Below are 25495 nucleotides of genomic sequence, written 5' to 3'. Positions count from 1 at the left end.
TATTATGCGTTCTTCCTAACACTCTCTTACAACCGAGAGAAATCATTGAAAAGTGCAAGCCCCATTAACAACACCAGCAAGATAGAGCCAATGCGATAACTAAAGTCTTGAACCCGCTCGGATACCGGACCGCCCTTCAGCTTTTCAATCGCCAGGAACAGCAGATGCCCCCCGTCAAGAACGGGCAACGGAAACAGGTTGATTATCCCTAAGTTCACGCTGATAAGCGCAAGGAACATCAGGTAATAAATAACTCCGAACTCCGCTGACATCCCAGCCCCCTGGGCGATAGAAATCGGCCCACTGAGGTTGTTCAGTTTTACATCACCGGTAATCAATTTTCCCAGCATACTGACCGTCAGCTTCATCAACTGCCACGTTTTATCCGAGGCTTCGAGGATAGCGCTGAATGGCCCATACTGGCGTACAGTCTTATACTCATCAGGCAGAGGAATAACTTTAGGCACCACGCCCGCAAAACCTTCTGCCTTTCCGTTAACCTGTTTTGAATCTGGGGTTAACGTTAAAGACAAGGAACTTCCTTGTCTTTCAATATCTAGCGCTAACGGCTTATCCGGATTATCGCGCACCAGCGTCACGAACGTCATCCATTGCGTAAGCGGCTGACCATTGACTTTAACGATCCTGTCGCCAGCTTGCAAACCCGCCTTACTTGCAGCGGAGTTAACCTGCACTTCTGACAGCACCGATTCGATCTGCGGACCGCGCGGACGAATCCCTAAACTGGAGACGGGATCCTCTTTGTCTGGCTCAAATGCCCAATGGCGTAAATCCAGCGTTTTGTTCTGCCGCTGGTCGCTGCCAAACTGCGCCACGCTGAGAGTCGTACGCTCATCGCCGATTTTGGATACCAGTTGCAATCGCACAGCATCCCAATCAGGGGTTTCGATACCATCAACCGCTTTTAGTTCCGTACCCGGCTGAATTTGCGCCTGTGCGGCAATCGAGTTGGGCGTTATTTCACCAACAACCGGACGAACGCCAGGGACACCGATGATAAACACCAGCCAGTAAGCGAAAATAGCAAAAAGGAAGTTTGCAATCGGACCTGCGGCGATGATGGCTGCGCGTTGTCCAACCGTTTTATTGTTGAAAGCGTAATGGCGCAGCTCCGGTGCGACCGGTTCAGCGCGCTCATCCAGCATTTTGACGTAACCGCCGAGGGGAATCAGAGCGATGACGTATTCCGTACCTGATTTATCGGTACGCCGCCAAAGCGCTTTTCCAAAGCCAATGGAAAAGCGTTCGACGCGGACTCCGCAGCGCCGTGCAACCCAGAAATGACCAAATTCATGCACGGTGATAAGCACACCAAGTGCGACAATGAATGCAGCCAGATTCCAGAGAATACTCAGCATAAGACCATCCGTTAGAGCGTCCTGAATACCAGTAACAACAGGCAGGCAAAGACCGGTACCGCAGCCGTCAGGCTATCAATACGATCCAGAATACCGCCGTGTCCTGGAATTAAGTGACCACTGTCCTTAATACCTGCTTCACGCTTAAACATACTCTCTGTCAGGTCACCCAGCACGGAGGCCAGGGCTGCAACGATGGAGCAAATGAGCAAGGTGACAGGCGCAACCTCAAGATTCGCCCACATGCCATAACCCCATGAGATCACGGCCGCAGTGGCGAGTCCGCCAATAAAACCCTGCCAGGTTTTACCGGGAGAAACCTTCGGCGCCAGCTTATGTTTGCCAAACATCTTACCAAACATATAGGCACCAGAGTCCGCTCCCCAAACGAGGATCATGACATACAGAAGCCATAGCGCGCCACTATAATGATTCTCATCATAGTGCCATGCGCGTAGCGCAAGCATTCCCCAAAAGAATGGGACAATGGTTAACACGCCGAAAATTATGCGTAATGTTTTGGAATTACGCCAGACCGACGCAGAGCCGGGATAAAACAGCACCAGTAACAGCGCCACAACCCACCAGCCCAGCGATGCCCACAGCGATATTTCAACCAGCGGTTGATGAATATTGCGATGATATTCTGGCAGCAAAAATAGCATCAGTGCCAGCAATAGCCCGCACAAAACCGCCAGCCAGACTCGCTGCGTACGCGTGGTAAAACCGCTTAACTGTCCCCATTCCCAGGCGGCCAACATACAGACGACCAACGTAACAATGGCGAACCCCACCGGCGGCAGCAAAAACAGCGCCGCGATGACAACGGGTATTAAAACAAAAGCAGAAATCAGGCGATACTTCAGCAAAAGCGACCCCCATCAGGCTTTTTCATCACCGGGCTCGGTGCCGCCGAAACGACGCTCACGATTAGCAAAGGCATGCAGCGCACCTTCAAAGTCTTGTTCATCGAAATCGGGCCAGAGAACATCCGTAAAGTAAAGTTCGGCATAGGCGATTTGCCACAACAGAAAATTACTAATTCGATGCTCCCCCCCAGTCCTTATCACTAAATCCACAGGAGCCAGTTCATGCATACAAATTTGCTGCCCAAGCATCTCTTCATCGATTTGCTCTGGACGCAGCAGACCATCCTGCACCTGTTGTGCCAGTTGCCTGACTCCCTGGACTATATCCCACCGTCCACCGTAATTCGCTGCAATATTCAGCGTCAACCCGGTATTCTGGGCGGTAATCGCTTCTGATTTGCGAATCCGTTCTTGCAAACGTGAGTTAAATCGACTGATATCCCCGATAATACGCAGGCGTACGTTATGGCGGTGCAGGTTTTTCACTTCGCTATCAAGCGCCCACACAAACAGTTCCATTAACGCGCTCACTTCCTGCGCAGGTCGGTTCCAGTTCTCACTGCTAAAGGCATACAGCGTTAACGCATCAATACCGTTATTGGCAGCAAAAGAGACAGCCCGGCGGACGGATTTTGCTCCGGCCTTATGCCCAAAGGCGCGAATCTTCCCTTGCTTTTTCGCCCAGCGGCCATTGCCATCCATGATAATTGCTACATGGCGACAACCATGTGCTGGCAAATTTTCGCTTAATGGTTTAGTTGCAGACAACATAACGCGTTTTTAGTCCCTGAAAGGATTTACGGTACTCAGGAATACTGAAGCCCATCCACAAAAAAGCCGTGTCAAACCACGGCTTACCCGACCGGAAAAAAGCAAATACCCGCGATCGAGTGGCGCAGACTATATCACTGAAGCCCAACGCTAACAAATAGCGCGATTCTCCGTAGAGGGATTATCATCAGCTTGAGAGTCGCATCACTTCTTTTCTGGCGACGTCCCGTGCGATGGCATCAACCTTCAGCACGTCATCAACGCTCTGCGGCTCCTGCAAATCCATCTTATCCAGCACGGATAAATTCAGGTCAGCAATATCGGTAAATCGGATCTGCTGCGCCAGGAACGCGGCAACGGTAATTTCATTCGCAGCATTCAACGCGGTCGTCGCCGCCTGCCCTTGCTCAAACGCGTCCATCGCCAGTTTCAGGCACGGATAACGCTGGTAATCAGGTGCGGAAAACGTCAACGCACTGAGTTGGCAAAAGTCGACAGGCTTAACGCCGGACGTCACACGTTCTGGCCATGCCATCGTATGAGCAATTGGTGTACGCATATCAGGCTCCCCCAACTGCGCCAGAACGCTACCATCCTGATAACGAACCATCGAATGAATAACCGACTGCGGGTGAATCAGCACTTCCATCTGGCTTGCGCTGGCATTAAATAGCCAACGCGCTTCAATGTATTCCAGACCTTTATTCATCATAGTGGCGGAATCGACAGAGATTTTTCGTCCCATCGACCAATTCGGATGACGACATGCCTGATCGGGGGTCATAGAAACCAGATCGGACAATGGCGTTTCACGGAAAGGGCCACCAGACCCGGTAAGCAGAACTGACATAACGCCGTTTTGCTCAAGGTCAGCGTATCCCAGATTGTGTTGGATAGGTTGCGGTAAACTCTGAAAAATCGCGTTATGTTCGCTATCTACCGGCAAAAGCTGCGCTTTGTGGCGTTTCACGTCGTCCATAAACAAACGCCCACAGGTCACCAGAGACTCTTTATTCGCCAGTAAAATGCTTTTGCTCGCACGAATTGCCGCCAGCGTCGGCAGCAGGCCCGCCGCGCCAACAATCGCCGCCATCACCTGATCAACTTCATCCAGCGCAGCCATATCACAGGCAGCCTGCTGACCGCTCATGACCTCAGTGCGACTACCCTGCTCCAGCAGAGCTGCTTTTACCAACGCAGCGCTTTTTTCATCGTCCATTACCGCATAGCGAGGAGAAAACTCCAGGCATTGCTCTACCATGCGGACGACATTTTTACCCGCCACCAACGCAGCAACACGAAATTTTTCCGGGTTATGGCGTACTACATCCAGCGTACTGCAACCAATGGAACCGGTTGATCCCAGGATGGTTAATTGCTTCATGAGACATCCAGAAGAATTTTACCCTTTAAGGTATATAGACAGAAAAAAGCAAAACGCCGCCATCCAGCCTTCTCAGGCCTTCTAAGCGGCGTTTTTAGCGTACAGGCGAATCAGAACTGCATCAGTTCCGTTTCTTTCTCTGCCAGCGCCGCATCAACTTTCTTGATAGCTGCGTCAGTCAGTTTCTGCACGTCGTCCTGAGAACGGCGATCGTCATCTTCGCTGATCTCTTTTTCTTTCAACAGCGCTTTCACTTTGTCGTTGGCATCGCGACGAACGTTACGTACGGCAACGCGCGCGCCTTCTGCTTCGCCACGCACGATCTTGGTCAGATCTTTACGACGTTCTTCAGTCAGCGGCGGCAGCGGAACGCGGATGTCGGAACCGGCAGAGCTTGGATTCAGACCGAGGTCGGAAGCCATAATTGCTTTCTCAACGGCTGGACCCATAGAACGGTCGAACACGTTGATTTTCAGGGTACGGGAATCTTCAACCGTTACGCTTGCCAGTTGGCGCAGCGGGGTCGGCGTGCCGTAATATTCCACGACAATACCATCCAGCAGGCTAGGAGAAGCACGGCCCGTGCGAATTTTGCTGATTTGGTTTTTGAACGCTTCGACGCATTTTTCCATGCGTACTTCAGCATCTTTTCTGATATCGTTGATCACGTTACGAATCCTTGAAAGCTTGTTTCAGTCAGACCATACCCACCACGTAAGATGTGACAAGTATAGTCTTGATTAATTTTGAGGGACGTATCCCGCGACATTAAAGCGGAATATTACCTGCATTTAGCCGCAACGGGAATTATTCCGTGATTAACGTGCCTTCTTTTTCACCCATAACAACGCGGCGCAGTGCACCCGGTTTGTTCATGTTAAAGACACGAATCGGTAATTTGTGGTCACGAGCCAGCGTGAACGCCGCCAGATCCATCACTTTCAGCTCTTTATCCAGTACTTCAGCATAGGTCAACTGTTCGTACATGGTCGCGGTTGGATCTTTAGCCGGGTCAGCAGTAAATACGCCATCGACTTTGGTGGCTTTCAGTACAACATCCGCTTCAATTTCAATACCGCGCAGGCAGGCCGCAGAGTCGGTAGTAAAGAACGGATTGCCAGTACCCGCAGACAAAATAACAACGCGGTTGTTACGCAGCAGGCTGATCGCTTCCGCCCAGCTGTAGTTATCACACACGCCGTTCAGAGGAATTGCGGACATCAAGCGAGCGTTCACATAGGCGCGGTGAAGCGCATCGCGCATCGCCAGACCGTTCATGACGGTGGCTAACATGCCCATGTGGTCGCCCACAACACGGTTCATCCCTGCTTTCGCCAGACCAGCGCCACGGAACAGGTTACCACCACCAATCACTACGCCAACCTGGATACCCAGCTCAACCAGCTCTTTGATTTCCTGAGCCATACGGTCAAGGATGCTTGCATCAATACCGAAGCCTTCTGAACCTTGCAGGGCTTCGCCACTTAACTTAAGCAGAATACGTTTGTAGACGGGTTTTGCATTGGTAGCCATGTTTCTTTCCTGAGACTGTCAACGAATGAGATGAGTTAATTCCGGCGACATTGTATGTCGCTTTTCAGCATGACCACTATAGCGGTTCGCTGAATTTACAAGCCAGACACAAAAAGAAGCCGCCCTCAGGCGGCTCCTTTAAAAATTAAGACTGCTTGGACATCGCAGCAACTTCTGCTGCAAAGTCAGTCTCAACTTTCTCGATACCTTCACCCACTTCAAAGCGGATGAAGCCTGTTACGTCAGCGTTGTGCTCTTTCAGCAGCTGACCAACAGATTTGCTCGGATCCATAACGAAAGGCTGGCCAGTCAGAGAAACTTCGCCGGTGAATTTCTTCATGCGGCCTTCAACCATTTTCTCTGCGATTTCTTTCGGCTTACCAGACTGCATCGCGATGTCCAGCTGAACCTGGTATTCTTTCTCTACCACTTCAGCAGAAACGTCTTCCGGCTTAACGAATTCTGGTTTGCTTGCAGCAACGTGCATTGCCAGCTGTTTAACCAGCTCTTCGTCAGCGCCAGTTGCAGCAACCAGAACACCGATACGAGCACCGTGCTGGTAGTTACCCAGAACTTCGCCTTCCAGGGAAGCAACGCGACGGATGTTGATGTTCTCACCGATTTTAGCAACCAGAGCAACACGTTCTTCTTCGAACTGTGCTTTCAGAACTTCAACGTCAGTGATTTTGCCAGCAACGGCAGCGTCCAGTACTTTGTCAGCAAATGCCTGGAAACCAGCATCTTTAGCAACGAAGTCAGTCTGGCAGTTAACTTCCAGAATGAAAGCGATGTTGCCGTCGATTTTGGTTTTGATTACGCCGTCAGCAGCAACGTTGCCTGCTTTTTTCGCCGCTTTGATTGCGCCAGACTTACGCATGTTTTCGATTGCCAGCTCGATGTCGCCATTAGCTTCAGTCAGTGCTTTTTTGCAATCCATCATGCCTGCGCCAGTACGCTCACGCAGCTCTTTTACCAGGGATGCGGTAATTTCAGCCATTCTAAAATCCTCGGAAGATTTGATCTGCCCGGCATGAAACCGCACAGATTTAAAAGTGAAAAAGGGGCCTAAAGGGCCCCTAACCAAACATGATACTACCTGGTTTATAAGGGCTCTTCCCCTTCATATTCCGAGCCGCAGGTGCGTTGCCTTCGCTCGCTCATCCCAGTCACTTACTTATGTAAGCTCCCGGGAATTCTCGAGCTTGCCGCCTTCCTGCAACTCGAACTATCTCAGGGAAGTTATCAAGCCTTATTATTCAGCTTCTACGAAGCTTTCTTCCGCCTGGGAAGCCAGATCCTGAGAACGGCCTTCACGAACGGTAGTAGCTACAGCGCCCAGGTACAGGGTCACAGCACGGATTGCGTCGTCGTTACCCGGGATAACGAAATCAACACCGTCCGGATCAGAGTTGGTATCAACGATAGCAAATACTGGGATACCCAGGTTGTTTGCTTCTTTAATAGCAATGTGCTCGTGGTCAGCATCGATTACGAACAGAGCGTCCGGCAGACCGCCCATGTCTTTGATACCGCCCAGGCTGTTTTCCAGTTTCTCAAGCTCACGAGTACGCATCAGCGCTTCTTTCTTGGTCAGCTTTTCGAAAGTACCGTCCTGAGACTGAGTTTCCAGATCTTTCAGACGTTTGATGGACTGACGAACGGTTTTCCAGTTAGTCAGCATGCCGCCCAACCAGCGATGGTTCACGAAGAACTGGTCGCAGTTGTTAGCAGCTTCTTTCACCGCTTCGCTTGCAGCGCGTTTAGTACCAACGAAAAGGATTTTACCTTTACGAGCAGAGATCTTGTTCAGTTCAGCCAGAGCTTCGTTGAACATCGGTACAGTTTTCTCAAGGTTGATGATGTGAACTTTGTTACGCGCACCGAAGATGAACGGCTTCATTTTCGGGTTCCAGTAACGGGTCTGGTGACCAAAGTGAACACCAGCCTTGAGCATGTCGCGCATGGAAACAGTTGCCATGATTAAAACCTCTATATATAAAAGTTGGGGTTAAGCCTCCACGCATCCCATATTACCGACCCCAAAGGGCACCCCGGAATATGTGCCGATACGTGTGTGTTGTTACACAAAGTGAGATTTGTCGCTCCCGTCCATCGTGTGTAGTCTTCGAATGGATCGGAAGTCCGGCGCGCTTTATACCACAAATACGCCACCGACACCAATAATTGTTGGCGGTCCGTGCTGGATTGAACAATGAATTTCGTGTTACAGGCAGGCGGCAAATTTTTGAATCCCCGGGAGCTTACGACCAGTAAGTGACCGGGGTGAAAAAATGTAGCCAACGCATCTGTGGCACGAAAGGCGAAGTTCAGAATGATTCTCAATTTGGCAGGGTACACCCCAGACTGATACCATTGACCGCACTTACACAATTATTGTCGAAATAATCGACACTGATGGACAGAATTCATGGCTATCTCAATCAAGACCCCTGAAGAAATCGAAAAAATGCGCGTCGCTGGCCGCCTGGCCGCCGATGTTCTGGAGATGATCGAACCGTTCATTAAACCGGGCGTCAGCACCGGCGAACTGGATCGCATCTGTAATGACTACATCGTGAACGAGCAGCAGGCCATTTCCGCCTGCCTTGGCTATCACGGTTATCCGAAATCCGTGTGCATCTCTATTAATGAGGTGGTGTGCCACGGGATCCCGGACGACGCCAAGCTCCTGAAAGACGGCGATATCGTTAACATCGACGTCACCGTAATTAAAGACGAGTTCCACGGCGACACCTCGAAAATGTTCATCGTCGGCAAACCAACCATTCTGGGCGAGCGTCTGTGCCGCGTCACGCAGGAAAGCCTGTACCTGGCGCTGCGGATGGTAAAACCGGGTATTCGCCTGCGCTCGCTGGGCGCTGCGATTCAGAAATATGCGGAAGGCGAAGGTTTCTCTGTAGTCCGCGAATACTGCGGTCACGGCATTGGTCGCGGCTTCCATGAGGAGCCGCAGGTTCTGCACTACGATGCAGACGACGGCGGTGTGGTTCTGCAACCGGGTATGACCTTCACCGTAGAACCCATGCTGAATGCTGGTGATTACCGTATTCGCACCATGAAAGACGGCTGGACGGTGAAAACCAAAGACCGGAGCTTGTCTGCTCAGTACGAGCATACTATTGTGGTGACGGAAAATGGTTGTGAAATTCTGACGCTGCGCAAGGATGACACCATCCCGGCGATTATTACGCACGACGAATAACTTATTGCCTGATGGCGCTGTCGCTTATCAGGCCTACAAATGGCACTCTCCCGTAGGCCGGATAAGCGCAAGCGTCATCCGGCTTTTTAATGGGTGGTAACAATGAATACTCTTCCTGAACAGCACGCAAATACGGCCCTCCCCACCCTGCCAGGCCAACCGCAAAACCCCGGCACATGGCCGCAGCACGATCTCAACTGCCCCGGAATTAAAGCACATATCGACACGTTCCAGCTCTGGTTAGGTGACGCGTTTGACAGTGGAATTTCCGCAGAGCAGCTGATAGAAGCCCGCACCGAATTTATTGATCAGTTGCTTCAGCGCCTGTGGATTGAAGCCGGTTTCGGCCAAATTGCCGACCTGGCGCTGGTTGCCGTTGGCGGTTACGGGCGCGGCGAACTACATCCGCTTTCCGACATCGACCTGCTGATCCTCAGTCGTAAAAAGCTACCTGACGCGCAGGCCGAAAAAGTCGGCGAACTGTTGACGCTGCTCTGGGACGTAAGGCTGGAAGTGGGGCACAGCGTGCGTACGCTGGAAGAGTGTCTGCTGGAAGGATTGTCAGATTTAACCGTCGCCACCAACCTGATAGAAACACGCCTGCTGATTGGCGACGTGGCGCTGTTTCTTGAGCTACAAAAACATATTTTTAGCGAAGGTTTCTGGCCTTCCGATAAGTTTTACGCCGCCAAAGTGGAAGAACAAAATCAGCGCCACCAGCGCTATCACGGCACCAGCTACAACCTGGAGCCGGATATCAAAAGCAGTCCCGGCGGCCTGCGCGATATCCATACCCTGCAGTGGGTGGCCCGCCGCCATTTTGGCGCCACCTCGCTGGACGAAATGGTCGGTTTCGGCTTTTTGACGCTGGCAGAACGTGCCGAGCTCAATGAATGTTTGCATATCCTGTGGCGCATACGTTTTGCCCTGCATCTGGTCGTTAGTCGTTACGACAATCGTCTGCTGTTTGACCGTCAGCTCAGCGTGGCGCAACGCCTGAACTACGGCGGCGAAGGCAACGAGCCTATCGAGCGGATGATGAAAGACTATTTCCGCGTCACCCGACGGGTCAGCGAGCTGAACCACATGCTGTTGCAGCTATTCGACGAGGCGATCCTCGCCATGCCCGCCGACGAAAAGCCGCGTCCGATTGATGACGACTTTCAACTGCGCGGCACATTGATCGATCTGCGCAACGACGACCTGTTTATCCGCAAACCCGAAGCGATACTGCGGATGTTTTACATCATGGTGCGCAACAGCGCGATCAGCGGGATTTACTCCACCACGCTGCGCCATCTGCGCCATGCCCGCCGTCATTTAACCCAGCCGCTATGCTACATCCCGGAAGCGCGTTCGCTGTTTCTCAGTATGTTGCGCCATCCAGGCGCGGTGAGCCGCGGCCTGCTGCCAATGCATCGCCACAGCGTGTTGTGGGCCTATATGCCGCAATGGTCGCATATTGTCGGCCAAATGCAGTTTGACCTGTTTCATGCCTATACGGTGGATGAGCACACCATCCGCGTAATGCTCAAGCTGGAAAGTTTTGCCAATGAAGAAACCCGTCAGCGCCATCCGCTGTGTGTGGATCTGTGGCCGCGTCTGCGACAGCCGGAGCTGATTCTGATTGCCGCGCTGTTCCACGATATCGCCAAAGGCCGCGGCGGCGATCATTCGGTTCTCGGCGCTCAGGACGTGCTCAAATTCGCCGAACTGCACGGTCTGAACTCCCGCGAAACGCAGCTGATCGCATGGCTGGTGCGCCAGCATTTACTGATGTCGGTTACCGCTCAGCGTCGCGATATTCAGGATCCCGAAGTGATCAAGCAATTCGCCGAAGAAGTGCAAACGGAACATCGTCTGCGCTTTCTGGTGTGCCTGACCGTCGCGGATATTTGCGCCACCAACGAAACGCTGTGGAATAGCTGGAAGCAAAGCCTGCTGCGTGAGCTGTATTTCGCCACGGAAAAACAGTTACGTCGTGGGATGCAAAACACGCCAGATATGCGTGAGCGCGTGCGCCATCATCAGCTTCAGGCGCTGGCGCTACTGCGCATGGACAACATCGATGAAGAAGCGCTGCACCACATCTGGTCACGCTGTCGCGCCAACTACTTCGTGCGTCACAGCCCAAATCAGCTGGCCTGGCATGCGCGTCATCTGCTGCAACACGATCTCAGCAAGCCGCTGATCCTGCTAAGCCCGCAGGCCACCCGCGGCGGGACGGAGATTTTCATCTGGAGCCCTGACCGCCCTTACCTGTTTGCCGCCGTTTGCGCCGAACTGGACCGGCGTAATCTTAGCGTCCACGACGCGCAGATCTTCACCACACGCGATGGGATGGCGATGGATACGTTCATCGTACTGGAACCGGACGGCAGTCCGCTGTCGTCAGACCGACACGAAGCGATCCGTTTTGGACTGGAACAGGCGATCACCCAGCGTAGCTGGCAGCCGCCGCAACCGCGTCGTCAGCCGGCAAAATTACGTCACTTTACCGTCGATACCGAGGTCACCTTTCTGCCGACCCATACCGACCGAAAATCATTCCTTGAGCTTATCGCTCTCGACCAGCCTGGGCTGCTAGCGCGGGTCGGGCAGATTTTTGCCGATCTGGGAATTTCGCTGCATGGCGCCCGAATTACAACTATTGGCGAGCGAGTAGAAGATTTATTCATAATCGCCACCGCCGACCGGCGCGCTCTTAATAATGAGCTGCAGCAGGAAGTGCATCAACGGTTGACAGAGGCCCTCAATCCAAACGATAAAGGGTAATGTTTTTATTTATTATGGAAAGAGTTTAACAATGCAGCAGTTACAGAACGTTATTGAGTCCGCTTTCGAGCGCCGTGCCGACATTACTCCGGCAAATGTAGATACCGTAACCCGCGAAGCGGTGAATCAGGTTATTTCCTTACTGGATTCCGGTGCACTGCGCGTCGCAGAAAAGATTGAGGGTCAGTGGGTCACGCATCAGTGGCTGAAAAAGGCGGTCCTGCTCTCTTTCCGTATTAACGATAATCAGGTTATCGAGGGTGCGGAAAGCCGTTACTTCGATAAAGTGCCGATGAAATTCGCCAACTACGACGAAGCGCGCTTCCAGAAAGAAGGTTTCCGCGTGGTTCCGCCAGCTGCCGTGCGTCAGGGCGCGTTTATCGCCCGTAACACCGTGCTGATGCCGTCTTACGTGAACATCGGCGCTTATGTGGATGAAGGCACGATGGTTGATACCTGGGCGACCGTGGGTTCCTGCGCACAAATCGGTAAAAACGTTCACCTGTCCGGCGGCGTTGGCATCGGCGGCGTACTGGAGCCGTTACAGGCTAACCCGACCATCATCGAAGACAACTGCTTCATCGGCGCACGTTCTGAAGTGGTTGAAGGCGTAATCGTCGAAGAAGGCTCTGTTATTTCTATGGGCGTATACCTGGGCCAGAGCACCAAAATCTATGACCGCGAAACCGGCGAAGTTTTCTACGGCCGCGTTCCGGCGGGCTCCGTGGTTGTCTCCGGCAACCTGCCGTCGAAAGATGGCAAGTACAGCCTGTACTGCGCGGTCATCGTGAAGAAAGTCGATGCCAAAACGCGCGGCAAAGTGGGAATCAACGAACTGTTACGCACCATCGACTAACAGCGATTTGAAAAAGCGGGCTTAGCCCGCTTTTTTTACATCTGCGAGTGGCATAAACAAGGCTTTTCGTTAATTATTCAATGGTTATAGTGAGCTTAAGGGTACCGCTATGTATGACAATCTGAAAAGTCTGGGCATTACTAATCCTGAAGAAATCGATCGTTACAGCCTGCGGCAAGAAGCCAACAACGATATCCTGAAAATCTATTTCCAGAAGGATAAAGGCGAGTTTTTTGCCAAGAGCGTGAAGTTCAAATATCCCCGTCAGCGTAAAACGGTTGTCGCCGATGGCGTCGGCCAGGGTTACAAAGAGGTGCAGGAGATCAGTCCCAACCTGCGCTACGTGATCGACGAACTGGATCAGATCTGCCAGCGCGATCGCAGCGAAGTCGATCTTAAACGCAAGATCCTCGATGATTTACGTCATCTGGAAAGCGTTGTGACCAACAAGATCAGCGAAATTGAAGCCGATCTGGAAAAACTAACGCGTAAATAACCGTGAGTGGATGTTTTTGTAGGCCGGGTGAGGCGATGCCGCCACCCGGCATTTTGCCTGATAAGCGTGGCGCCATCAGGCAATTAATCAATGCTGCTCATCTAACTGCAACGCCACATACAGCAGCAGTCGATCGTCAAAATTCCCCAGATCCAGCCCGGTCAGTTCTGAAATACGGTTCAGACGATACTCCAGCGTATTGCGGTGAATAAACAATGCTTTTGAGGTTGCCAGCGGCTGAACGTTATGCCGAAACCATGCCGCTAATGTCCGACGCAGCAAACCGTTGTTATCCATCGCTTTCAGCCTTGCCAGCGGGCGCGCCAGCTCATTGGCCTGCCAGCCGCCACGCAGACTGTCCAGCAGTACCGGCAGCATCAAATCCTGATAGAAATAGCTACGGCTTTCCGGCATCCGCTGCTTGCCGACCATCATGGTGGTGCGCGCCGTACGATACGAACGGGCAATGCTGCCAGGCCCGGTAAAATAGTTGCCCAGCGACACGCGAAAACGCAGCTGTCCATTCTCTTTCATACGGGTAATAAGCTGCTCAACGCGCTTGCGATGATCTTCAGCGTCCCAGCGACCAAACTGATTGAGCGCCGGTTTCAACACTACCATCTCGGTCAGGGAAACAATCGCAATCAGATTATTACGTTCAGGCGTGGTCAACGCGTTCTGCAATTGCTGTAGCTCTGCCATCGCGCTGTCAACGCCAAGCTGGCCGCTGTCGACCTCCACCACCGCCACCACGCGCGGCTGGTTCAAATCAATGCCCAGTCGCTGGGCCCATTCCATCAGCGCCGGAGTATTCTCCTCCGCCTGAATCAGGTTCATCACCAGCTCTTCACGCAGACGGCTATCCTGCGCTAACAGATGCATCAGACGCGACTGTTCCAGCATCATTTCGGCGGTCATGCACACCAGTTCGCCATACTTGCGCAGATGTTCCGGTTCGCCGGTAAGGCCGATAACGCCAACAATTTCGCCTTCCAGACGCAGCGGCAGGTTTATCCCCTGACGCACACCGTGCAGATGCCGGGCTACCGCATCGTCAATATCGACCACCCGACCTTGCGACAGCACCAGCAGCGCCCCTTCGTGCAATTCACCAATACGCTCGCGATCGCCGCTGCCGATTATCCGCCCACGGGCATCCATTACGTTGATATTGGTATCGATGATGCGCATGGTGCGCGCAACGATATCCTGCGCCATTTTGGTATCAAGATGCCAGCCAGCCATAAATCCCTCCTGTGAGCAGAGCTCAAGCATAGGGAAGATAATAAGCGCCGACATTGTGCAAATGCACAAAGCAGAAGGGAGAAGTATGGAGTTGTGGCAAATATCACAAAAAGAAACCCCTTCCAGTGCAGGAAGGGGTTGAGGGAGATTACTGCATCAACAGATAGATGGAGCTGTCACCACGCTGAATGTTCAGCGCCAGCACCGCCGGTTTGCTGTCGAGGATTTTGCGCAGTTCGGCGATGTTTTTCACCGGCTGCTGGTTAGCACCGATAATCACGTCACCTTTCTTCAGGCCAATCTGTGCAGCCGGAGTATTCGGTTTCACGTCGCTGACCACGACCCCTTTATCCTGGCCTTTGTTGCTCATATCCGCACCTTCAATGCCTTTGAAGATAGAGCTGGAATCAACCTGAGTCTGGCTGCTCTGCTGCAGTTCCAGATTCACGGTGACCGGCTTACCGTCGCGCAGCAGGCCAAGGTTAATTTTGCTGCCTACCGGCATCGTACCCACCTGCGCACGCAGGGCGGCGAAGCTGCTGATAGGTTTGCCATTCAGGGAGGTAATCACATCCCCGGCTTTAATACCGGCTTTCGCTGCGGAAGAGTTCGGCATTACCTGGCTGACGAATGCGCCGCGCTGAGCGTCAACTTTCATCGCTTTCGCCAGCTCAGAGCTCAGTTCGGTCCCCATAATACCCAGCTCACCACGTTTAACCTGACCAAACTCAACCATCTGCGAAGTCAGGTTTTTCACCATGTTGCTTGGGATTGCAAAACCGATACCGATGTTACCGCCGTCCGGCGCGAGGATCGCAGTGTTAATGCCGATCAGCTCACCGTTCAGGTTGACCAGCGCGCCACCGGAGTTACCACGGTTGATCGCAGCATCCGTCTGAATAAAGTTTTCATAGTTCTCCGCGTTCAGGCCGCTACGACCCAGCGCAGAAACGATGCCGGAGGTCACGGTCTCACCGAGGCCAAACGGGTTACCGATTGCTACGGTGTAATCACCCACGCGCAGCGCGTCGGAATCTGCCAGCTTAATCGCCGTCAGATTTTTCGGATCCTGAATTTGGATCAGCGCGATATCGGAGCGCGGATCTTTACCCACGATCTTCGCGTCAAATTTACGGCCATCGCTCAGTTGAACCTTAATCACCGTAGCGTTATCCACCACGTGGTTGTTGGTTACGACATATCCTTTCGCGGCATCAATAATTACACCAGAACCCAGCGCCATAAATTTCTGCTGCTGGCCGCCGCCGTTACCAGCGCCCGGCGCGCCGCCCTGACAGAACGGTGAACTCTGGAACGGAGAACCGTCCTGGCAGAACGGTGAGTTATCACCAAAGAACTGCTGGAAATTACGCGGCATACGCGGCGTATTTACCGTCGTGCTCCCCTCGACGTTAATACTTACCACCGATGGCATCACTTTTTCGAGCATCGGGGCCAGGCTTGGCATCTGTTGGGCGGTCATTGCTGAAGACGACGTCTCAGCCGCTGTGGCAGACAGGGGGGACAACGCCAAACCTAAACTCAGAGCCAGTGCACTCATTGCTAATGTGGTTTTTTTCATGTGTTTCGTTCTCGATTAACAGATAACGCAAAATTGCTGTATACGTCAGAGTCGTTTTATAGCGCTAAGTTCCAGAATTGAGTTTAAGGAAAAAGTAAAATTTTATTGGCCGTCTTTACAAATGAGTATTTATTGTTCTACGGCCATCAAGCGACGATATTCATCCCATGCATACAAATCTGTCATCCCGCTGATATAATCCTGAATCAGCCGACAGCGATAATAATATTCCAGAACCGGAAACTCGGCGCAACCCGTTGATATTTTACTAACCACCTCAACATAAGCAAGACGATGGCGAGTTGACAACTTCTGAAATAATCGGGATTCGATAGGAAAACGTTTTACTCTTTCATTTTCGACCAGTTCAGTAAAATCTGACTGGGACATTTTTAATAAAGGCTGATAGATTTCCAACAATCCGGTGATCACCCGATAGCCCTGCAATTCCAGCTGCTCTACGTCAGGATGACTAAAGACATGTTTTACCGCCACATTTTTATAGACACCCAGCAACTGGCTAAAGCTACTGGCATCTTCCAACAGCGCGTGATTAAAGCTGCCGGCAAAAATCTGCGGTAAGTTATCAATAAAACGCTGGGCCGCATACGGTACCAGTTTATTCAGCGTATTAACGCGTAAATACATAAAGAACTGATCTTCGGTACTCCGGCTTAATGTATTTGAACGTGACTTCTCCCAGGCGTTCTCAACAACCTGACTAAACAGAGAGCCTTTTTCGTGATGCCCCCACGCCTCATGCAGATGGTGATAAAGTTGCTCGACGCTAAAGATTCTTTTCTCAACGGCATCTTCCAGGTCGGCCACGCAATATGAGATATCATCGGCAGCTTCCATAATCCAGGTTAATGGAAAACGACTGTAAGGTGCTAATGATAATTCTTTACGTAACCGCTCAATATACGGTTCCTCGGAAAGGTAATAGCCCGGCTTCTTCATTAAATAGTTATGCGTCGCGGGCGTATCGCCTCGCCACCACGCCGGACGGGTATATTTTAAAATACCGCCGACCTGCGCCCAGGTAAGATTCATACGCATCAAAGTATGCACCAGACGAATACCCTGCGCATTGCCTTCAAAATGGCACAGGTCCTGGCGCACCTTACGGCGAATATCATTCAGCGACTCTTCACCTTCGCGCAAACGCAACGCCGCTACCAGGCAGCGGTCATCGCTAAGCGGCTGACTTTCCGCGTCGGCCGGATACAGTCGCTGGCGGAACCAGTCATTAATCGCCGCTTCGCCAAAATGACCAAACGGCGGATTACCGATGTCATGCATCAGACACGACATTTCGACAATACTCTCAAACGGTCCCGTCAGTTCATCCAGACCATACAGCTCCAGCAGCTTTAGCTCTTTCAGCCGGCTGAGGATCTCTTTCGCGATATAGCGCCCAACCTGCTGCACTTCCATCGAGTGCGTCAGGCGCGTACGCACCGCCGCGTTACGCTCCAGCGGAAAGACCTGGGTTTTTTGTTGCAGTCGGCGAATTGCCGGAGAATTGATAATACGTCCACGATCGCTTTCAAAAATTCGCAGGATCTCATGCTCCGTCTTCACGCCCTGCGGCGAACGGTAACGGCGATGCCAGTTTATTTTTTTTCGGAAATCGATCTGTACCATATCCTCTCCCGCCTGAGAAATGCGCTACCCCTTAAGCGCATGATAGACTATGCCCTCAAATCTGGCTTATCGCGAGTAAATCTATGAAAATCGGCATCATTGGTGCAATGGAAGAAGAAGTTACGCTGCTGCGTGACAAAATCGAAAACCGTCAGACCATCACTCTCGGCGGTTGTGAAATTTACACCGGCCAACTGAACGGTACAGAGGTTGCGCTACTGAAATCAGGTATCGGTAAAGTGGCTGCAGCGCTGGGCGCTACGCTGCTGCTTGAACGCTGCAAGCCGGACGCCATTATTAACACCGGTTCAGCGGGCGGCCTGGCCTCAACGCTGAAAGTCGGCGATATCGTGGTTTCTGACGAAACGCGCTATCACGATGCTGACGTTACCGCCTTTGGCTATGAATTTGGCCAACTCCCGGGCTGCCCGGCTGGTTTTAAAGCCGACCCGGCGCTGATTGCTGCAGCAGAATCCTGCATTGCAGAACTTAATCTGAACGCCGTTCGCGGTCTTATCGTCAGCGGCGATGCCTTTATTAATGGCTCTGTGGGCCTGGCTAAAATCAAGCATAACTTCCCGCAGGCGATCGCCGTTGAGATGGAAGCGACCGCAATTGCGCACGTTTGCCACAACTTTAATGTGCCGTTCGTCGTGGTTCGCGCCATCTCTGACGTCGCCGATCAGCAGTCCCATCTCAGCTTTGACGAGTTCCTGGTCGTTGCCGCGAAACAGTCAAGCCTGATGGTTGAAACGCTGGTACAGAAACTGGCGCATGGCTAAATTACTCTCCAGGGCGCTGGTCGCCCTGCTTTTCACTCTCCCGGCGTTCCTTTACGCCGCACCGCGCGTTGTGACGCTTTCTCCTGCCAATACTGAACTCGCTTTTGCCGCTGGCATTACCCCCGTAGGCGTCAGTAGCTATTCAAATTACCCGCCAGAGGCCAAAAATATCGAGGAGGTCTCCACCTGGCAAGGCATGAATCTGGAACGCATTGTGGCGCTCAAACCGGATTTAGTCATCGCCTGGCGCGGGGGAAATGCAGAGCGGCAAGTGAATCAACTGACCGCCCTGGGAATTAAGGTCATCTGGGTAGACGCCGTTACCATCGAGCAGGTTGCCGATGCGCTCCGCCAGTTGGCGGCATGGAGCCCTAAGCCTGAGCAAGCCAAACAGGCGGCGCAAACCCTGCTTGATGACTATGCTTTACTTAAATCTCGATATGCCAACAAACCGAAAAAACGCGTGTTTCTCCAGTTTGGCGCTAATCCTCTGTTTACCAGTGGAAAAGGCTCCATTCAGCACGAGGTTCTTGAGGTATGCGGCGGAGAAAACATCTTTGCCGGCAGTCGGGTTCCCTGGCCGCAGGTTAGCCGTGAGCAGGTCCTGGCACGCGCGCCCCAGGCGATTGTTGCAACCGGAGGCCCGGGCGAAACTCTGAAAATTGAGCAATACTGGGGAAACCAGCTAAAAATACCCATTATTACACTTAATAGTGACTGGTTCGAACGCGCGAGCCCGCGTATTATCCTCGCCGCAAAACAACTCTGTAATGCGCTTTCACAGATAAATTAGCGCCTGCCCCCACCAGGTCTGTTGTGAGGATTTAAAAATGCTCGTCTATTGGCTGGATATTGTCGGCACCGCGGTATTTGCTATCTCTGGCGTGTTACTGGCCGGAAAATTGCGTATGGATCCGTTTGGCGTCCTGGTCCTCGGCGTGGTTACCGCCGTTGGCGGCGGTACGATCCGCGATATGGCATTGGATCACGGACCGGTTTTTTGGGTTAAGGATCCTACCGATCTGGTGGTGGCGATGATCACCAGCATGCTGACGATCCTGCTGGTGCGTCAGCCCCGACGGTTGCCGAAGTGGATCCTGCCGGTGCTGGATGCCGTGGGCCTGGCGGTGTTCGTAGGGATTGGCGTCAATAAAGCATTTCTTGCAGGCACGGGACCGCTTGTGGCGATTTGTATGGGGGTGATTACCGGCGTTGGCGGCGGGATCATTCGCGACGTGTTAGCGCGTGAAGTCCCAATGATTCTGCGCACCGAAATCTACGCCACGGCGTGTATTATCGGCGGTATCGTGCATGCGACAGCGTTTTATACCTTTAATGTATCGCTGGAAAACGCCAGTATGATGGGGATGATCGTCACCCTGCTGATTCGGCTTGCCGCCATTCGCTGGCATTTGAAGTTGCCGACATTTGCGCTGGATGATAACGGGCGTTGATGTGACGATACAGAACATGTAGGCCGGATAAGGCGTTTACGCCGCCATCCGGCACATTGCCCGGTGGCGCTACGCTTACCGGGCCTACACCATCAGACCATCGGTATTACAGACAGCAATCAGATGCTGAAAGAAGAGCCACACCCGCAGGTGCTTTTCGCATTCGGGTTAGTCACAACGAAGCGGGAACCTTCCAGACCTTCGGTATAGTCAACCGCGCCGCCCACCAGATATTGCAGGCTCATCGGATCAACTACCAGACCAACACCTTGTTTCTCAATGGTCATATCACCATCGTTCACCTGATCATCAAAGGTGAAACCATACTGGAAACCGCTGCAACCACCGCCGGTGATATACACGCGTAATTTCAGATTCGGGTTATCTTCGTCAGCGATCAGGCTTTTTACTTTATTGGCTGCTGCTTCTGTAAATTGCAGTGGCAGCGCTACGTCATCACTCATATTTTGCTCCAAACGACATTGGCAATTGGGCAAATTATAACCCAATGGTTAAGGCCATTATCTAATACCCTGGTATTTCGTTCAAGTATTCTCGCCAGCGGCAGTACCCTGGCTTTTTGCCGCCTGCTCCGCTTCCTGTTTTGCCAGCGTGCGGGCAAGGATAGTCGAGTATAGCGGCTTTCCGCCCATAAATTGGGCTAATAGTGTTGCGCCAAGACAGGTAATAATCATTGGCAAAATGAGCTGATAGTTATCGGTCATCTCCAGCACCAGCACAATACCGGTTAACGGCGCACGCACCGAAGCCGCTAACAAAGCCCCCATTCCGGCAATGGCAAAGGTTCCGGCCTCCAGATGATACTGCGGAAAAGAAGCTGCCGCAGCCATACCGAACGCGGTGCCAAGCAACGTGCCCAACGCCAGCATCGGGGCAAAAATCCCACCGGGCGCGCCGGACGAGAAGCACAGCAGCGTGGTGACGACCCTGGTAATAAATATAAACAGCAGCAGACCAACGCTAAAATTGCCTGCCGCGGCGATAGGAATCAGGTTAAACCCGCCGCCTGCCGCTTCCGGTTGAATTAACCCGAGGATCCCGCACAGGCCGCCGATCGCGCCGCCCATCAGCACCCATTTTTTAATTTCACCACCGTGGAAGCGCTGGAACATATCCTGGGTACGCAACACCATGGTGTTAAACAATGGCCCGACACAGCCAAAAATAAGCCCGAGCACCAGATACAGCCACAGCGTATTTACCGGCGCATTGGAGAGCTTCCCAACTTCAATAATCGGCGCTTCGCCGTTGAACACGCGAAACACAATGCTCGACATAATAACGCCGGTAAACACGGCTTTGATCGAGACAAGGTTATAGCGAAACTGCGGGCGCATCTCTTCAATAATGAACAGGATCCCGGCCAGAGGCGCATTAAACGCCGCCGACAGCCCCGCAGCCGCACCGGTGGCCAGCAGGGTATGCCGCGCTTCGGCGCTGCGCATGCGGAAAATATCCAGCACCATGCGCCCAATATTGCCGCCAATCTGCACGGTCGGCCCTTCTCGCCCAAGCACCATCCCGGCCCCCAGCGTCCCCATACCGCCGATAAATTTCACCGGCAGAACGCGCCACCAGCGCACAGGCCGTAGCTCTTCCAGCGCGCCTTCAATCTCAGGGATCCCGGAACCTCCCGCTTCCGGCGCAAATTTACGCACCAGAAAATAGCCGACCATCGCCAGCAGCGCGGAGAGAATAAACGCCAGCGGCCACAGCAGAATGGCATGGTCCGCAACCTGAGCCAGCGCGCCAATACGGTGGTTCTGTACCCAGGTCACCGCTTTTTCAAATGCCACGCCAACCAGTCCCGTCACGGTACCGACAACTGCGGCCATCAACAGGATCGCCAACGGCGTTTTGTCTCGTTCCAGGAGTCGACGGATTTGATCCCTGCGGCGTAAACGCACAATTTGTTGTGCTTCAAAAGAGGGAGAGTCAGTCTTCATCAGATGATCATTAATTGGTAATACAAATACGGAATCGGCATTCTACTCGCACATTTCACGAAAATCCCCTGCAAATCGCATTGTTTCAATTGCGTAAAACTTTCATAACCTTCTCTGAATAACTAGAATAGCGGGCATTTACTTTTTCTACGAACCAGGACCCCATCCATGAGTAAGTCTGAAAATCTCTACAGCGCAGCACGCGAACTTATCCCTGGCGGCGTTAACTCCCCCGTTCGCGCCTTTACTGGCGTGGGTGGAACTCCGCTGTTTATCGAAAAAGCGGACGGCGCATATCTGTACGATGTTGATGGTAAAGCCTATGTCGATTACGTCGGTTCCTGGGGACCGATGGTGCTGGGCCATAACCACCCGGCAATCCGTAATGCGGTGATTGAAGCTGCGGAGCGCGGTTTAAGCTTCGGCGCGCCGACCGAGATGGAAGTAAAAATGGCGGAGCTGGTCACTGAACTCGTGCCAACCATGGACATGGTACGTATGGTGAACTCCGGTACGGAAGCGACGATGAGCGCAATCCGTCTGGCGCGCGGTTTCACCGGACGCGATAAGATCATCAAATTTGAAGGCTGCTATCACGGTCATGCCGACTGCCTGCTGGTCAAAGCCGGTTCTGGCGCATTAACGCTGGGCCAGCCTAACTCCCCGGGCGTTCCGGCCGATTTTGCGAAACACACCCTCACCTGCACCTACAACGATCTCTCTTCAGTACGTGCGGCATTTGAACAGTATCCACAAGAGATCGCCTGCATCATCGTTGAGCCGGTCGCGGGCAACATGAACTGCATCCCGCCGCTGCCGGAATTCCTGCCGGGCCTGCGTGCGCTGTGCGATGAATTTGGCGCGCTATTGATCATCGATGAAGTCATGACCGGTTTCCGCGTAGCGCTGGCCGGTGCACAGGATTATTACGGCGTCGTTCCGGATCTGACCTGCCTGGGTAAAATCATCGGCGGCGGAATGCCCGTTGGCGCATTCGGCGGCCGCCGCGATGTGATGGACGCGCTGGCGCCGACCGGTCCGGTTTACCAGGCGGGTACGCTTTCCGGTAACCCAATTGCGATGGCAGCAGGCTTTGCCTGTCTGACCGAAGTGGCCCAACCGGGTATTCATGAAACGCTGAACGAACTGACGACGCGTCTGGCGGAAGGTCTGCTGGAAGCTGCCGAAGAAGCGAATATTCCGCTGGTAGTTAACCATGTGGGCGGAATGTTCGGGATTTTCTTCACCGATGCAGAAACCGTAACCTGCTATCAGGATGTGATGGCATGCGACGTTGAACGCTTCAAGCGTTTCTTCCACATGATGCTGGATGAAGGGATTTACCTGGCGCCTTCTGCTTTCGAAGCGGGCTTTATGTCCGTGGCGCACAGCGAAGACGATATCAATAACACCATCGACGCCGCGCGCCGGGTGTTTGCGAAACTGTAAATCAGGGACACGTGTCGGGTGGCGCAAGCGCCACCCGGCTTTTTTAGCGGCTTTGCTTTCTTAGCAGATAGATAAAGTACGGCGCGCCAATAAACGTCGACAATAACCCCGCCGGGATCTGATACGGAAACAGCACCATTCTGCCGCACCAGTCAGCAAAGACCAGAAGTACGCCTCCCGCCAGCGCCGAAATCAGCATATGCGGCATCGCCCGACGAAAACCCATCATTCGGGCAATATGCGGAGCCATCAACCCGACAAAGCTCAACGGTCCAATGGTCATGGTTGCTGTCGCCGTCAACCCTGCAGCCAGGAGCAGTAACCCTACGCGCGACGGCGTGATTGCCATCCCCACCGCCCGCGCCGTATCACCGCCAAGCGGTAAAATCGTCAGCCAACGACGGCACAGCGGCGTCATCGCCAGCAGGATAACCATCACAATCCCGGTGCGCAGTACCTGTTCACCCGTCGCGTTATAGGTTGAGCCGGAGATCCAGGTAAGTACGCCCGCCATACGCGGATCGCCGCTGGCCTGCAGCATCATCAGCAACATTGTAAACGCCGTGCTGAGCGCCATCCCTGCCAGCAGCATACGGTGCGGCGAAAAACCACCGCGCCCGGCGGCAATCATAATGATAAGCAAGGTGGCCGCAGCCCCGAGACTCCCGGCAGGCATCAGCCAGCCAAAGGCATTTCCTGGGACCAGAAACAGCATCAGCACTACGCCAAATGCTGCACCGGAGCTAATGCCCAGCACTTCCGGGCTGGCCATTGGGTTGCCCGTCAGACGTTGAATAATACAGCCCGCTACCGCCAACATTACCCCGGCAATCAGCGCCGCCATAATACGTGGCCAGCGCCAGGGCATCAGCTCATCCAGCATCGCGCCGCTGGCCCATGTCCAGCCGTGCGCATCGCGGCCAAACGACAGCGCCACCACCAGGGTCAACAGCAAGAGCGCCCCACCCGCCAGCGTAAACATCAGCACATTCTGACGCTCAGCGGCGATGCGGTTGCTGGCATTCATATCCGGCGCGCTCATACTCCTAAGGCGCGGTAACAGCCACAGCAGTAATGGCGCGCCAATCAGCGCCGTCACCGATCCGGTGGAGACTTCCATCCATACGCGGGTCAGCCACAGAATGATTTGGTCGGAGAGCCAGAGGATCAACGCACCAATCAGCGGGGCCAGCATCAGACGCGCCAGCAGACGACGCGCACCGAGCATTTTCGCCAGCAGCGGCGCAAACAGGCCAATAAAGCCGATAATCCCCACGGCGTTCACCAGCAAGGCGCTGAGAACAATCGCCAGCGATAAAGCCGCCAGACGCGCCAGCGACAGCGCCAGACCAAGGTTACGCGCCACGCCGTCATCCAGTCCCATCAGCGTCATAGGCCGCAATAGCAACAGAGTCAGCATCACGCCGCCCAGCAGTTGCGGCCACAGGCGCTGTACGCCGCTCCAGTCGGTTTGCGTTAGCGTACCGCTGCTCCATAAAAACATGCTTTGCAGCTGATCGTGATGGAAGATAACCATCAACTGGTTAATTGCCCCGCAGTACAGGCTGACCACCAGCCCGGCAAGGATTAACGTCACCGGGGAAAGACGCTTGCCCCAGGCTACGCCAAACACCAACGCCCCAACGACACATGCCCCCGCCAGCGCCGCAAATTGCGTGGTCAGCGCACCGGGAATAGCCCACAGCGTGGTAACCGTAATGCCCAACTGCGCACCGGTCGCCACGCCCAACGTGGTTGGCTCCGCCAGCGGGTTACGCAGCACCTGCTGAAACAATACGCCGACCAGCCCCAGCCCGGCACCGACCAGCAGCGAAATCGCCAGCCTCGGCAGCAGGCTATAGTGGAAAACCATCTGTTTAATGGCGTCGATATCCGGTGACCAGATAGCCTGTTGCCACTGGCTGCGCGGTAGCGCAACGGAGAAGTTAACCCAGGTCAGCCAGAGAGCAACAATAACCAGTACCAGCAACAATAACGCCGGATGGCGGCTTCGCCTTATCCGGCCTACAACGCGCGCAAACCGTAGGCCGGATAAGGCGCTTTTAGCGTCGCCATCCGGCAT

Annotated in this window: 22 protein-coding genes and 1 pseudogene; 8 read left to right on the top strand and 15 right to left on the bottom strand. The window is 53.4% G+C overall.

Going from position 1 to position 25495, the window contains the following annotated elements:
- Window positions 1-26 precede the first annotated feature (26 nt).
- From rseP to rpsB, 8 genes are all read right to left on the bottom strand, one after another.
- Window positions 27-1379, bottom strand: a complete 1353-nt coding sequence (gene rseP / locus OGV94_RS21340) for a sigma E protease regulator RseP (RefSeq protein WP_043018489.1) — start codon at window positions 1377-1379, stop codon at window positions 27-29.
- Between the two features lie 11 nt (window positions 1380-1390).
- Window positions 1391-2248, bottom strand: a complete 858-nt coding sequence (cdsA, locus tag OGV94_RS21335) for a phosphatidate cytidylyltransferase (RefSeq protein WP_043018488.1) — start codon at window positions 2246-2248, stop codon at window positions 1391-1393.
- 12 nt (window positions 2249-2260) lie between these two features.
- Window positions 2261-3019: a (2E,6E)-farnesyl-diphosphate-specific ditrans,polycis-undecaprenyl-diphosphate synthase gene (gene ispU, locus OGV94_RS21330; RefSeq protein ID WP_003018543.1), complete on the bottom strand. Its 759-nt coding sequence runs from the start codon at window positions 3017-3019 to the stop codon at window positions 2261-2263.
- Between the two features lie 187 nt (window positions 3020-3206).
- Window positions 3207-4403 carry a 1-deoxy-D-xylulose-5-phosphate reductoisomerase gene (gene ispC / locus OGV94_RS21325; protein WP_286524346.1) on the bottom strand — a complete coding sequence of 399 codons (1197 nt, stop codon included), beginning with the start codon at window positions 4401-4403 and terminating at the stop codon, window positions 3207-3209.
- A gap of 110 nt (window positions 4404-4513) precedes the next feature.
- On the bottom strand, window positions 4514-5071 hold the full coding sequence (frr, locus tag OGV94_RS21320; protein ID WP_043018486.1) for a ribosome recycling factor: 558 nt from the start codon (window positions 5069-5071) through the stop codon (window positions 4514-4516).
- A gap of 139 nt (window positions 5072-5210) precedes the next feature.
- The gene (pyrH, locus tag OGV94_RS21315; protein WP_005132114.1) at window positions 5211-5936 is read right to left on the bottom strand and encodes a UMP kinase; all 726 of its coding nucleotides are present in this window, start codon (window positions 5934-5936) and stop codon (window positions 5211-5213) included.
- A gap of 145 nt (window positions 5937-6081) precedes the next feature.
- Entirely contained in the window at window positions 6082-6933 is an 852-nt protein-coding gene (tsf, locus tag OGV94_RS21310; protein ID WP_016151759.1) for a translation elongation factor Ts, read from the bottom strand.
- Between the two features lie 255 nt (window positions 6934-7188).
- Window positions 7189-7914, bottom strand: a complete 726-nt coding sequence (gene rpsB / locus OGV94_RS21305) for a 30S ribosomal protein S2 (RefSeq protein WP_016151758.1) — start codon at window positions 7912-7914, stop codon at window positions 7189-7191.
- Between the two features lie 450 nt (window positions 7915-8364).
- On the opposite strand from rpsB, the gene map reads away from it, so the two are divergent.
- From map to OGV94_RS21285, 4 genes are all read left to right on the top strand, one after another.
- On the top strand, window positions 8365-9159 hold the full coding sequence (map, locus tag OGV94_RS21300; RefSeq protein ID WP_286524343.1) for a type I methionyl aminopeptidase: 795 nt from the start codon (window positions 8365-8367) through the stop codon (window positions 9157-9159).
- A gap of 102 nt (window positions 9160-9261) precedes the next feature.
- Complete coding sequence (gene glnD / locus OGV94_RS21295; protein ID WP_047406089.1) at window positions 9262-11934, top strand: bifunctional uridylyltransferase/uridylyl-removing protein GlnD; 2673 nt, start codon at window positions 9262-9264, stop codon at window positions 11932-11934.
- 31 nt (window positions 11935-11965) lie between these two features.
- The gene (gene dapD, locus OGV94_RS21290) at window positions 11966-12790 is read left to right on the top strand and encodes a 2,3,4,5-tetrahydropyridine-2,6-dicarboxylate N-succinyltransferase (protein ID WP_043018483.1); all 825 of its coding nucleotides are present in this window, start codon (window positions 11966-11968) and stop codon (window positions 12788-12790) included.
- Window positions 12791-12899: 109 nt separating this feature from the next.
- Window positions 12900-13286, top strand: a complete 387-nt coding sequence (locus tag OGV94_RS21285; protein ID WP_003018562.1) for a DUF3461 family protein — start codon at window positions 12900-12902, stop codon at window positions 13284-13286.
- Between the two features lie 87 nt (window positions 13287-13373).
- On the opposite strand, the gene cdaR is transcribed toward OGV94_RS21285, so the two are convergent.
- The 3 genes from cdaR to dgt form a co-directional block, all read right to left on the bottom strand.
- Window positions 13374-14531, bottom strand: a complete 1158-nt coding sequence (gene cdaR / locus OGV94_RS21280; RefSeq protein WP_043018482.1) for a DNA-binding transcriptional regulator CdaR — start codon at window positions 14529-14531, stop codon at window positions 13374-13376.
- A gap of 148 nt (window positions 14532-14679) precedes the next feature.
- On the bottom strand, window positions 14680-16113 hold the full coding sequence (degP, locus tag OGV94_RS21275) for a serine endoprotease DegP (RefSeq protein ID WP_043018481.1): 1434 nt from the start codon (window positions 16111-16113) through the stop codon (window positions 14680-14682).
- Window positions 16114-16242: 129 nt separating this feature from the next.
- Window positions 16243-17760: a dGTPase gene (gene dgt / locus OGV94_RS21270; protein ID WP_181230757.1), complete on the bottom strand. Its 1518-nt coding sequence runs from the start codon at window positions 17758-17760 to the stop codon at window positions 16243-16245.
- A gap of 83 nt (window positions 17761-17843) precedes the next feature.
- Between dgt and mtnN the strand changes: the two genes are divergently transcribed.
- The 3 genes from mtnN to OGV94_RS21255 are packed head-to-tail and all read left to right on the top strand — an operon-like array spanning window position 17844 to window position 19996.
- A complete protein-coding gene (gene mtnN, locus OGV94_RS21265; RefSeq protein WP_080625706.1) occupies window positions 17844-18542 on the top strand; it encodes a 5'-methylthioadenosine/S-adenosylhomocysteine nucleosidase in 699 nt (232 codons plus the stop codon).
- On the top strand, window positions 18535-19335 hold the full coding sequence (gene btuF, locus OGV94_RS21260) for a vitamin B12 ABC transporter substrate-binding protein BtuF (protein WP_043018478.1): 801 nt from the start codon (window positions 18535-18537) through the stop codon (window positions 19333-19335). The genes mtnN and btuF overlap by 8 nt, the downstream gene beginning before the upstream one ends.
- Before the next feature lie 37 nt (window positions 19336-19372).
- On the top strand, window positions 19373-19996 hold the full coding sequence (locus OGV94_RS21255) for a TRIC cation channel family protein (protein ID WP_006686772.1): 624 nt from the start codon (window positions 19373-19375) through the stop codon (window positions 19994-19996).
- 119 nt (window positions 19997-20115) lie between these two features.
- Here the strand turns inward: OGV94_RS21255 and erpA are convergent, their stop codons facing one another.
- The 3 genes and pseudogenes from erpA to clcA all read right to left on the bottom strand — a co-directional run bounded on the left by erpA (window position 20116) and on the right by clcA (window position 21963).
- The gene (gene erpA, locus OGV94_RS21250; protein WP_003018581.1) at window positions 20116-20460 is read right to left on the bottom strand and encodes an iron-sulfur cluster insertion protein ErpA; all 345 of its coding nucleotides are present in this window, start codon (window positions 20458-20460) and stop codon (window positions 20116-20118) included.
- Window positions 20453-20518, bottom strand: a pseudogene (gene yadW, locus OGV94_RS21245) (small protein YadW). The gene erpA and the pseudogene yadW overlap by 8 nt, the downstream one beginning before the upstream one ends.
- A gap of 23 nt (window positions 20519-20541) precedes the next feature.
- The gene (clcA, locus tag OGV94_RS21240) at window positions 20542-21963 is read right to left on the bottom strand and encodes a H(+)/Cl(-) exchange transporter ClcA (protein ID WP_043018476.1); all 1422 of its coding nucleotides are present in this window, start codon (window positions 21961-21963) and stop codon (window positions 20542-20544) included.
- A 168-nt stretch (window positions 21964-22131) separates the two neighbouring features.
- Between clcA and hemL the strand changes: the two genes are divergently transcribed.
- Entirely contained in the window at window positions 22132-23412 is a 1281-nt protein-coding gene (hemL, locus tag OGV94_RS21235; RefSeq protein WP_048227067.1) for a glutamate-1-semialdehyde 2,1-aminomutase, read from the top strand.
- A 43-nt stretch (window positions 23413-23455) separates the two neighbouring features.
- Here hemL and fhuB read toward each other — a convergent pair whose 3' ends face one another.
- A complete protein-coding gene (gene fhuB / locus OGV94_RS21230; protein ID WP_101706111.1) occupies window positions 23456-25495 on the bottom strand; it encodes a Fe(3+)-hydroxamate ABC transporter permease FhuB in 2040 nt (679 codons plus the stop codon).

It is taken from the genome of Citrobacter sp. Ce006 (assembly GCF_030336535.1).
GTDB classification, from domain to species: Bacteria; Pseudomonadota; Gammaproteobacteria; order Enterobacterales; family Enterobacteriaceae; genus Citrobacter; species Citrobacter europaeus.
Note: the sequence above shows the minus strand (reverse complement) of the source record. Positions and strands in the feature narration are given on the sequence as shown.